Genomic DNA, 10,640 nt, shown 5'->3' with positions numbered 1-10,640 from the left:
AGAGAGAGCTTTAATCACAGCACAAGACCACGCCGCAACAGCGCATCACGAATGTCCTGAAGTTGCTTCATCGTCGCCAGCTCTTCAGGCTCGAAGCGTACCGAGAACGTCTGCTCAACCAGCAGCAGAAAATTGAAATGACCGAGCGAATCCCATTCCGGAAAGGCCCCAAGTCCCAACTGATAGTCGCCTCGCGTGACGGTTGCAGAAGGAAACTGCTGTTCCAACAAAGTGAAGAGATCAGTCATGGTGATAAAACTCCAAAAAAGGCAAATTCAGCTGTTCGAGCGCCAGACTATGGTAATGCTCATGGGAAAAACGGGCGGGATCCGGATTATCACAGGGGGTCAACGGCAGGGATGCCAACCATGTCAGCGCAGGTTCATTACGTGCACAACGATTCGAGCCAATAACCAGACGCTCGATCCCCGCCTCGCGCAATGCAGCCGAGACTCTATCCAGTAACCAATATTCGAGTCCTCTGGACAACACTCTGCAACTCAGAGCAAGCGTATCGAGCAATGCCAGTTTGGGCGTGATGTTTATGATCAGCACCAAGCCAACCAAGCCATGATCGGCAAAGCGATCCTGCAACGACACTAGCCAGCACCAGCCAAACTGCGCCAGCCGTTTGAGCTCGCTCGCCTCATATCGCTGACAGGAGAGATTAAACTGGTGGGTTTTATGGATGATCTGCTCGGCACGAGCAAGGTTATCCACCGCCAACGGCTGTATCGCCGCACGCAACGACAAGGAGGCGAGAAAATGTTGTTCACTGCCAACCTCGCTACGTAACCGGGCGGCGTCTGCCAATGCCAGATAGGAGGCCTGACGAAGAGCGTCATCACCACTGAAGATGCGCGAGAACCCCCCATAAGTGAGCAAGGTTGTAGGCCATGCCCAAATATCTGCTGGTGGTTCAATGACATCGACTTGTGGCAGGGCATGGCGAACTTCAGCCCTTTCCAGGGGGGAATCATCCCAGAAGACCAAGGCCTCAAGCCCCAGATTGAGGCTGGCAGCAATATGTCGCAAACCTTGAGATTTAGAGCCCCAACCAATGGCAGATGCTGCAATATTTCGCCTTTTGAGTCTCATGGCGCCATGCTGCTCAAACACCAGCCAAACATCTGCAGGCTCGTTTTTAGAGCACAATGCCAACAACACGCCGCGCTGATACCAGTAAAGCGCCGCATCCTGAAACGACTGATAGAGTTTGCCGAGACCGTCCTGACCAAGGTAAAGGCCAGTCAACCCCTCTTCACCCACTACCCCCCCCCACAGGGTATTGTCACAATCGAGCACCAGCACCTTGCGTATTGGCGCCTGATCAAGCATCCAACGCGCGGCAATCCAGTCGGCAAGGCTGGTCAAGCCGTGCATCGAGAGAGGACAAGAAAGAAGGTAACGATTACGCTCGTCCACACAATGGGCTCGCCCCTGCTCAGAGAGCCAGCGACCCAGCCCCAAATCCCTAATGTGGTGACGTGCAAGCGCTCGGGTAAAGCAGACATCCAGCTGCATCATCCAGGGATGAAGAGCGCTACTCACACCGCCGCCTTGCAGTGAACAGGCACCGAGATAAAGATGAGGGAGCCCCCGCAGTGGCGAGAGCAATGCTTCCAACCAGGTGTCGATGGTCTCGGACAATGCGGGTTCAGCCAAGGTGTACCAATGCTGGCATTCGCTGTCGGTCAGCAGTTGCTCCCAAAACCAGAGCACCAGATGTCCGTCACAAGCGGCCATCGGCTGCCATTGACCTTGAGGACAAAATTGCAACTGTGCATGTCGGGCCAAAGGAGCCCATGCCACATTACCGGGCATGAGAAATGCGGTGGATGCCAGGGAAAGGGTGGCCATATATGCACCTGAAAGGATTAAATACTTCTATATCATACTGTTAGGGAATGGAGATGAACAGAGTCATCCCCATCCGATTCAAGGACTAGCGCTTGAACACATCCAGGCCGGTAAAGTAGGTGGTATCATGGCCATCGAACGCATCGGCATACATAACTTTGCTGTCCTCGAAAAATAACTCCAGGATTGCCTGCGCCTCTTTTATCTTGACCGCCAGTACCTCGGGTTCTGCTGTCACCTGCGACATCATCAGGCTGATGATATTGGCGTAGAAATAGTTCATTGAACCGATCAAGACCCGATAGAGATGGGATTCACGGCTCATCAACAGATAAAGCAGATAGTCGTGATGGCGTTGCATCATCGCCAGCACCGCGTTGTGCTCACTGGCTACCTGGCGCCAGTCATCACGGAACTTGTCCACAAGCTCAACGAACAGCGGCACCTGCAACGCAGCGGCAAAATCAAAACTGGCCATGTCAAAAGGCTGGAAACAAGTCGCCATCACTTCATCCATGAGTGCGATCTTGTCAAGTACCGGCCATTCTGGTTGCAACGATTCAACACGGCGAGGGATCGCCCCTTCGATATAAGCGCCGTCACTACTGTTGACGCACTGCATCTCGGGATAATCACGCAATACACGGGCCATATTATGAATGGCCAGTCCAAATAGATGGTTGATACGCACTTCGTCGCCAAAGTTACCCGGTGCCGGGAAAGTATTCTTTAAGTTTTCCTGGTATTTAGCCTCTTGCTTGTCGTTGTAATAGAGACTCAGGCTGGAGTGATGCTGTCCGGCTGTTTTATAGCCATTGTCGATACCAAACAAATACACCTGCTTGAAGCCAAGCAAGGCCGCATAATTGAGGCCGGTATTACCAACGAACGGATTGGAAAATTCGATATTATCGTACTCGAATGCCTGACCAAACGCGCTAATCAGCATGGAGAACATCGGCTCATTGGGCTTGAATGCCAATCCTGTTTTGCGAAAAAAGCGCTTGCATTCAGGATGGATGACATCAACGCTCAGAAACACCGTATCCTTGATAAAGTCATCGGCATTGAGAATATTCAGAAAATCCGCAGAGCTTTTAGTTCGCTCCACTGCAACGTAGATATCCGGTTTGACGCCAGCTTTATACAGCGCACTGACCGCCGTACCACATGCGATGATGATGGCCTGCTGCTGATGCTGCCGGATGAACTCGATACTCTGATCCAGTGAGGGACCATTGCCAACCACAAAGACCGGGACCTGTTCGAAGGGGCTGCTATCCCGCCAGCGTTTCAAAAAGGGGGTGCCATCTTGCAGATGGGTGTGGCTATGGGCAAGTGCATAGATGTTGTCATCAAAGAACCCCCACCCCGTCTTGAGCAGATAAAACTCCCTTTCTACCTGTGTTATCAAGGCGTCTAGCTTGGGAGAGTGGTAATGGCAGAAGGAGAAATAGCTTGCCGACCAGAATGCCCCCTTGCGATGCAGCGCCTCCATCATGTCAGCGACCAGTAATTGCTCGTCAACACCGATAAAGAGATGAAGGCTGATCGACTCCTCATCCATGTAGGCGAGCAGCTGATGCCAGTCAAAGCAGAAAAGCGAGGCATAAAACATGTCAAGATCGGGCTCAAAAGCAAACAGATTCTTGATCTTGCACTGTTCATACAAGCAACCGAGCTGGTAGCCCAAACCAATGCCATACATCAGTGCCAGAGGAATATCGGAATGTAATGCCGCGTTGAGACGCAATCCTTCCAGCGCTGACTTCTCTTTTAATTTGGAGATTTCATTGTTGTATTTGATATGGATTTGGCCGTCGATATACCACTGAGGCACAAAATCGATGCACTGCAAAACGCTTTGTTCAATGACCTCGGCAATCTGCGACTGAACCTCGCTAAATGGATCGTCCCCATAAAGCGAGACGCCCTCGTCAAGCCACAGAATATTGGGAACGCCATTTTCATTACAGAAGAAACGAAAAGGCCTGGCAGGCTGGTATGCTTTGAAAAAGTCATGAATGGCGGGCATGAATTTGGCAAATGCAGCCATATTGAGATCATAACGAACAGGGAGTACTTCCAGCATGGCGGCTTCCTGCTGCTTTTGCAGAGCCAGGCGTGCCAGTTCACTTTCTACATCATGAATTTTGTGATGGATATCCATGTCAAACTAACCTGCATTCAGCTTGTAGAGACCGGATGCACGTCCAGCCTGGGAGAATTGTCGTAATTGTGCTTCAGCCTGCTGCTTTTCCTGCCCCACCCAATCATGAATAAGCTGGAACTGCAGCAGTGCCTGCCGCTGTTCCACATTGATTGCCTCTTCCCGAGGCAGTGACCCGAACACCTCTTCCAGATCATGCAGATAACGTTCAGCCAGCTGTTCTGCAGCAACCAGCTCACCTTGTACCAGTAGAGACTGCAACTGTTCGCCCAGTCTCATCAAGGCTGACACAGAAGTGTCGTTGACCTCATTCATGCCGGTCTGCCTACCTTTTGCTGTGCCAGCGCCTTGTCGCGCTCATCGACAGGGATGGCATCCCAACCGCTCTTGACCGTCAGCATGAGGTTCATAACTTCATCAATAGCGCCTACATCCATGTCACGGCTGGCATCCATCATGCGCACTTTCATATAGTCATAAAGTGCGAACAGATCTTCGGGTACCTTGCCATAAGAGAGATCAAGTGAATCTTGCAGACCATTGATAATGGCCAGCGTCTTGGAGATAGATTGGGACTTACCCTCGAAATCGCGACGCTCGACTGCACCGCGGGCCTGAGCGAGACGCTCGAGACACCCTTGCATCAACAACTGGATCACGCGATAGGGATCCGCCACAGCCAGCTCAGACTGCAAACTCTGGGTTGTATAGGCCTTGATCGTTTTTCGATACATATGAGACACCGCTCCTGACTACAAATTAACTGGTTTTGGTGTTGGTATTGAGCAGGTTGAGATAGGAGGCAGACTTGTTCATCTTGGCCAGCAAGGTATCCAGACTGCCGTAGCGGGCCCTCAACGTCTCTTCATATTTGGTGAGCTGCGCCGCAACATCTGCTTGTTTGCGGTTGACATCACGCAGGTCCGAATTGAGCGTCTCTTCCCGCTTGGCAAGCAGCCCCCCTGTCTTGGAGTAGGTCTCAAGCTGGCTAGCCAACTTACCAGCAACTCCGTCCTTGCCACCAAACACAGCCACTACCTGGTCGAAGTTCTTCTCGACCGCTTCATCGAATTTCGTCGAATCAAGTGAGAGCACTCCCTTGTTGTCCATCTTGACCCCCAACTGAAAGATGGTCGAGAAGGTTGAGGAGTTGTTCGAAGGCTCAGTGACGGTGCCACTCATCAGGTTGGTCACTGCCTTGGTCGTTGCATCCCCCGCCAAGGCGCCACCATCATTCTGACTGACGCCGGCTACGATAGAGCTGCGTTTGCCCAGATCGTTGCTCTTCTTCACCAGAGCGTTATAGCCATCGATAAAGCTCTGCACCATGGTCTTGATGCCAGCCTTGTCTGTCGTCACATCCACTCTGTTTGGCTTGTAAGTAGTCGTCACGGTACCATCACTCGGGCTCGTGGTAGTGGTGCTCTCAGACTCTTTCAACACCGTGATTTTGAGACCCACAATGGTGCCATCGAAGGTGTTGGTCGAACTGCTCAATTTATTGCCATCCACGCTTATCTCAGCATCACGGGCTTGTTGCTTCTGGGTCAGCTTGGAGATGAAATTGTCAGCCAGCTCTGGTGTACTGCCGGTTATCTGCAGATCCTTACCTGTTCCACTGACACCAGAGTCAATCACAAGTGCCGCCTTGCCATCGGAGGTATTCATGATATTGACGCTAAGACCAAAGTTGTCACTATCATTGTTGATGCGCTTGCGAATGGACTGGAGTGAATCTCCTGCTTTAACATCTACATCAAAGGTCTTGTCGCCAGCCTTAAATGTCAGGGTGCCATCTTGAGTGATCATAGATGTGGTCGAAGAGGCGAAACTGCCTTCAAATTTGCTGGTCTTCGCCAATTTTTCGACACTGATGTCATATTGCCCGTTTGAAGCGCCGCTCTTACTCTCCACCTTCAGGACCGGATTATCTTTATCCTGGGTGATGTTTATCGCACGTTTGTTAAACGCATCATCCTTTGACATCGCCTTCAGAGTGGTGACAAAAGTCGCGATTGCTGACTTCAGCTGTCCTACCCCTGAGAGAGTGATCTGGGCGTTGGTCTTTTTGGTGGTAATTGGCTGCAAAAGCTGCGCTTTCTTGGCATCAACACTTGCAGCGATGACAGACTCCAAGTCCAGTCCAGAGCCCGCACCAGCAGACGTAATAGTGGCCATACTCACTCTCCTCGCAAACGTAACTATTAAATCTCTTTATCAAGCAATAACCCGACTCGGGAGCCGCCACCAATCACATCCCCTTCGCGGAGATCCTGGATTCGTTTGCTGATAGCCAGCAACTCTTCGCTTGGTATCTGACGGATCATTGATTTGGTATTGGCATCCATTACCTTGATAACAACCTGCTCCAGTTCCTTTTCGACACTAAAATTGACGGTCCATCCTTGCAACTGACTGAACTCTTGCAAGTTTTGTACCCCTTTCTCAATTTCCTTGTCTGAAATCTTCGGCTTGCCCGCCTTCTCCTGCTCAGGCAGTCCCTGTTGCTTTTCAATATCCTTGGCCGCCCCCCGCTGCTCTTCTGCTGTGCCAGATAGCACTTGAGCGGCCGATTGGCCGCTCTTGCTACTTGACTGAAGAGAAGAAGGAGTGACCGATGACGGAATTCCAATTTCATTGGCCATATCGTCGCTCCTTTTTTATCTCATCACAGCCTGTTAACCCAACAGGGACAGGGCTGATTGCGGTCTTTGGTTGGCTTGGGCCAGGATGCTGGAGGCGGCCTGCTGCAAAATGTTCTGCTTGGTCAGGTTGGCTGTCTCGGTCGCAAAGTCTGCGTCACGGATACGGGAACGAGCTGCGCTCAGGTTCTCAGAGACGTTGGACTGGTTGCGAATGGTGGAGTCAAACCGGTTCTGCACAGCACCCAGCTCTGCCCGTTTGCTGTCCACAGCCTTGATCATGAAATCAAGGTTGGCCATGGCTGTCTGAGCATCTTTAGCGGTTTTAATACTGCTGACACTAGTTGTAGTAACTGCTGAAGTTGCTTTGCCAATCGTATACGGCTCACCTGTGGTAGTGGTCGTGACTGTTGCACTTCCTTTTGTCGCAGATGCAATACCCTTGATGGTGAAAGCCGATGTCATCTTGAAGGTAATTGTTTGTCCTGCATCTGCACCGACCTGGAAGGACCCCTTATAAGTACCATCAAGCAGCTTTTGACCACCAAAAGTGGTATCGCCAGAGATACGATTTATCTCAGTCGTCAGTTGGTCATATTCCTGCTGCAAAGCAACACGATCATCCGTGTTGTTTGAACCGTTCGCCGATTGCTGAGCCAAAGTGCGCATCCGTTGCAACATGGTGGTCACTTCATCCATCGCACCTTCTGCAGTTTGTGCTACTGAAATACCATCGTTAGCGTTACGGTTACCTTGATCCAACCCGTTAACCTGTGAAGTCAAACGGTTAGAAATCTGCAAACCGGCAGCATCATCCTTGGCTGTATTGATACGAAGACCGGATGCCAACCTGGTATAGGAGGTGTCCAGCGACTTGTTGGTGTTCATCAGGTTACGCTGGGCGTTCAGTGATGAAACGTTGGTGTTAATGTACATAGCCATAAAATATTCTCCCGAAGAACATGCGACTGCGGGTTGCGCCAGCAAAGCGGCATCCCACCGTTAGAAGAACAGGTTGAACAAGCCTGATCCTTCTGGCGGGTGTCTGTTTGAACGGACAGGTCACCCGCAGTAGTGCAAACGTTGGATTCCGAACACCCCTCGATTGCTTCACTTTGTTTAACGGCAGTACAGAGACAAGCTTTAGGAAAATTGTTGCCTAACGCGGCAATTTTTCTCCGGTATATGGCAAGGAAAAGCCAGATGGCCAACACAGCATAAGAGGAGAGAGAGGAATTGCCGGATGGCATGACCGAATTATGTATGTGGCACGGTTTGTGCTTAGGTTGTGTAGAGTGACGTCAATTTGGCGACACAATAAAAAGAGGCCGGTAAACCGGCCTAAAGATGAGCATATGCTCAGGAGAATATGACCAAGCGTGACAGAACTGAACAGCTGGACAACACTTGGCATTACTAGTAGAGAATTATATCTCTCCCGATAGAACAGAGTGCGAACCGAACACCCCTTTGTTCCATCTCTTGACCAGGGCGGCCTGAACAACCGCCCTGTTTTCTTTTGTTAGCCCTGCAGCAACGAAAGGGCTGACTGGGGACGCTGGTTCGCCTGTGACAGGATTGTCGAGGCAGCCTGTTGCAAAATGTTCTGCTTGGTCAGGTTTGCAGTCTCGGTGGCGAAGTCCGCATCACGAATACGTGAACGCGCAGCACTGACGTTTTCAGAGACGTTCGCTTGGTTGCGAATAGTTGAATCAAACCGGTTCTGCACAGCACCCAGTTCCGCACGCTTGCTGTCCACCACCTTGATCATGTAGTCAAGGTTAGCCATGGCGGATTGTGCATCTTTGGCTGTGGTAATAGTACCAATGCTTGTGGTCGTCACTGTCCCGCTCGCATTTTTCGCTATCGAATAGGGCTCACCCGTTGTAGTTGTTGTTACCGTAGCATTACCTTTCGTAGCCGATGCCATACCGGAGATACTAAAAGCGGTGGTCATCCTGAAAGTAATTGTTTGACCAGCATCAGCCCCCACCTGGAAAGAGCCAACATAACCACCATTAAGCAAGGTTTGACCACCAAAAGTGGTATCTTTGGCTACCCTGTCAATTTCTGTCATCAACTGGGTATACTCTTGCTGCAACGCGGTTCGGTCGTCAGTATTATTAGAGCCATTAGCTGATTGTTGAGCCAGCGTCCGCATCCGTTGCAGCATGGAGGTGATCTCCTCCATGGCCCCTTCAGCAGTCTGCGCCACAGAGATGCCATCGTTGGCATTACGGTTACCCTGATCCAGACCGTTGATCTGGGAGGTCAATCGGTTTGAGATTTGCAGACCGGCAGCATCGTCTTTGGCACTGTTGATACGCAGACCGGATGCCAGTCGGGTGTAGGATGTATCCAGTGATTTTGTCGTATTCATCAGGTTACGCTGAGCGTTGAGTGATGAAACGTTAGTGTTGATATAAAGGCCCATGACTATTCTCCTAAGCTATTAAATTTACTCTTCTATTTGCTCAGGCTTTATTATTTTCTGTGCCCGATGCGTCTTATTTAACGGCTCGTTTTTGGATGTCTTTAGCATTTTTTTCAACGCTTCATCGCATTAACGCCGCTTACCCTATATATCGACAGGTCGGGGATAAACTTAAGGAAAAAAACGCCCACTAAAACGTGGCAGAAACTCATCGCGCCCCTCCTCCAACAAGGAGGTAAACAGGCACACTCGAGCCCCTCCCTGTCAATGATGCGAGAAAAAAGCGGTGTCGACTCTCAATTTTGTCGAGCACAGTTGGCGATTGGGCTCTCCAGCCCCTAAAATCGCGGCCCCATCAACAATTTGGCGTGAGTTGTTTTCCATGCAGACACTGGTTGAGCAGATTGTTTACATCAGCGACATGTTTGGTACTGCGGTATTCGCGTTTTCAGGGGTATTGGTGGCTGGCCGACTCAGAATGGACGGGTTTGGTGTCATGGTATTAGCCGCAGTTACCGCCATAGGCGGTGGCACCATACGTGACATGATCTTGGGAGCAACACCGGTGTTCTGGGTGCGCGATCCACTCTATATCTGGGTCGTCATTGCAACTGCACTGGTCGGTATGTGGATGGTCAAACTGCCCCGCAGGATGCCTTGGTATGTACTGCCCGTCGCGGATGCATTCGGGCTGGCTCTCTTTACGGTGATCGGAGCCCAAAAAGCTCTCAATTTTGGCACCTCGGGGCTAATCGCGGTGCTGATGGGGACCATGACTGGAGTAGCTGGCGGCATGATCCGGGATGTATTGGCACGCGAAGTGCCTATGGTGCTGCAAAAAGAGATCTATGCAACAGCCTGTATTCTGGGTGGAATCCTCTACACTCTGGCCCTAGAGGCAAACATGGACAGGGTAACAGCCATGCTCATCTGCATGACGGCCGTATTTGGTTTGCGGGTGGCAGCCATCTACTGGCACCTGTCACTACCCACCTTCTCGCTGCAACGCAACTGAAAAAGCACACCCACAGGGGCATATGCCTCCGTGGGTTGTGCGTTGAACCAAATGGGCTTTTCTGTTGTCATAGAAGCAGTCGTTGTTAGCCGGATATTCTCATGTACAAAATCGGTATGCTTACCACTCTCCTCCTGGCGAACGTGACAGCAGCACATGCCGAAGCACAAGCCGTTTTTGGACGACTAGCCTCGGCGCCAGTGCAGCAGTTCAACCAGCAGATACGTCAGGCGAGCGAGCAACATCAAAAATGGGTCAATGACTACCGTGAGGTAGCGCTCCGTTTTGTCGGCCATAGCGACATCCCCAGTCGCATCCATGCACAGCAACTGGATAATGACTTGGTGCTCTCGGTTGCGCTCGATGGAGGCAAAAGCGACATGCTCTATATTCTGACTCTTTATCGCAGCGATAATCTCTGGCAAATGAGAGGAGCGGAAATGGGTTGGCGTTGCCTGGGAGATCACTCCTTCACTCCCGTACCCTGTCCATAAACTCGATCTCTGACTTGTAAAATGA

11 protein-coding genes are annotated in these 10,640 nt (G+C 51.0%); 2 read left to right on the top strand and 9 right to left on the bottom strand.

All coding sequences use genetic code 11. The features are described 5' to 3' along the window. Positions 1-14: 14 nt before the first annotated feature. From I6L35_RS14220 to flaA, 9 genes are all read right to left on the bottom strand, one after another. Positions 15-248, bottom strand: a complete 234-nt coding sequence (locus I6L35_RS14220; protein WP_005346684.1) for an acyl carrier protein — start codon at positions 246-248, stop codon at positions 15-17. Further along, the gene (locus tag I6L35_RS14215; protein WP_216978515.1) at positions 241-1,860 is read right to left on the bottom strand and encodes an HAD family hydrolase; all 1,620 of its coding nucleotides are present in this window, start codon (positions 1,858-1,860) and stop codon (positions 241-243) included. The genes I6L35_RS14220 and I6L35_RS14215 overlap by 8 nt, the downstream gene beginning before the upstream one ends. An 85-nt stretch (positions 1,861-1,945) precedes the next feature. Then, positions 1,946-4,030, bottom strand: a complete 2,085-nt coding sequence (locus I6L35_RS14210; RefSeq protein WP_216978514.1) for a 6-hydroxymethylpterin diphosphokinase MptE-like protein — start codon at positions 4,028-4,030, stop codon at positions 1,946-1,948. Between the two features lie 6 nt (positions 4,031-4,036). After that, positions 4,037-4,345 (bottom strand): hypothetical protein, encoded by a 309-nt coding sequence (locus tag I6L35_RS14205; RefSeq protein ID WP_005346693.1) that lies wholly within the window; start codon positions 4,343-4,345, stop codon positions 4,037-4,039. Further along, positions 4,342-4,764 (bottom strand): flagellar export chaperone FliS, encoded by a 423-nt coding sequence (gene fliS, locus I6L35_RS14200; RefSeq protein ID WP_005346697.1) that lies wholly within the window; start codon positions 4,762-4,764, stop codon positions 4,342-4,344. Before fliS ends, I6L35_RS14205 begins: the two co-directional genes overlap by 4 nt. 25 nt (positions 4,765-4,789) lie before the next feature. After that, positions 4,790-6,208: a flagellar filament capping protein FliD gene (gene fliD, locus I6L35_RS14195; RefSeq protein WP_216978513.1), complete on the bottom strand. Its 1,419-nt coding sequence runs from the start codon at positions 6,206-6,208 to the stop codon at positions 4,790-4,792. A gap of 26 nt (positions 6,209-6,234) precedes the next feature. Then, positions 6,235-6,675, bottom strand: a complete 441-nt coding sequence (locus tag I6L35_RS14190; protein ID WP_216978512.1) for a flagellar protein FlaG — start codon at positions 6,673-6,675, stop codon at positions 6,235-6,237. A gap of 33 nt (positions 6,676-6,708) precedes the next feature. Further along, on the bottom strand, positions 6,709-7,614 hold the full coding sequence (gene flaB, locus I6L35_RS14185; RefSeq protein WP_005346708.1) for a flagellin B: 906 nt from the start codon (positions 7,612-7,614) through the stop codon (positions 6,709-6,711). 580 nt (positions 7,615-8,194) lie between these two features. Next, positions 8,195-9,106 (bottom strand): flagellin A, encoded by a 912-nt coding sequence (gene flaA / locus I6L35_RS14180; protein ID WP_005346712.1) that lies wholly within the window; start codon positions 9,104-9,106, stop codon positions 8,195-8,197. Between the two features lie 382 nt (positions 9,107-9,488). Between flaA and I6L35_RS14175 the strand changes: the two genes are divergently transcribed. Beyond that, a complete protein-coding gene (locus tag I6L35_RS14175; RefSeq protein ID WP_005346718.1) occupies positions 9,489-10,121 on the top strand; it encodes a trimeric intracellular cation channel family protein in 633 nt (210 codons plus the stop codon). A gap of 101 nt (positions 10,122-10,222) precedes the next feature. Then, a complete protein-coding gene (locus tag I6L35_RS14170; RefSeq protein ID WP_005346723.1) occupies positions 10,223-10,615 on the top strand; it encodes a hypothetical protein in 393 nt (130 codons plus the stop codon). The last annotated feature ends 25 nt before the right edge of the window (positions 10,616-10,640 follow it).

It is taken from the genome of Aeromonas sp. FDAARGOS 1405, from assembly GCF_019048265.1.
GTDB classification, from domain to species: domain Bacteria; phylum Pseudomonadota; class Gammaproteobacteria; order Enterobacterales; family Aeromonadaceae; genus Aeromonas; species Aeromonas veronii_A.
The sequence above is the reverse complement of the archived record's forward strand: the minus strand, read 5'-3'. Positions and strand labels throughout refer to the sequence as shown.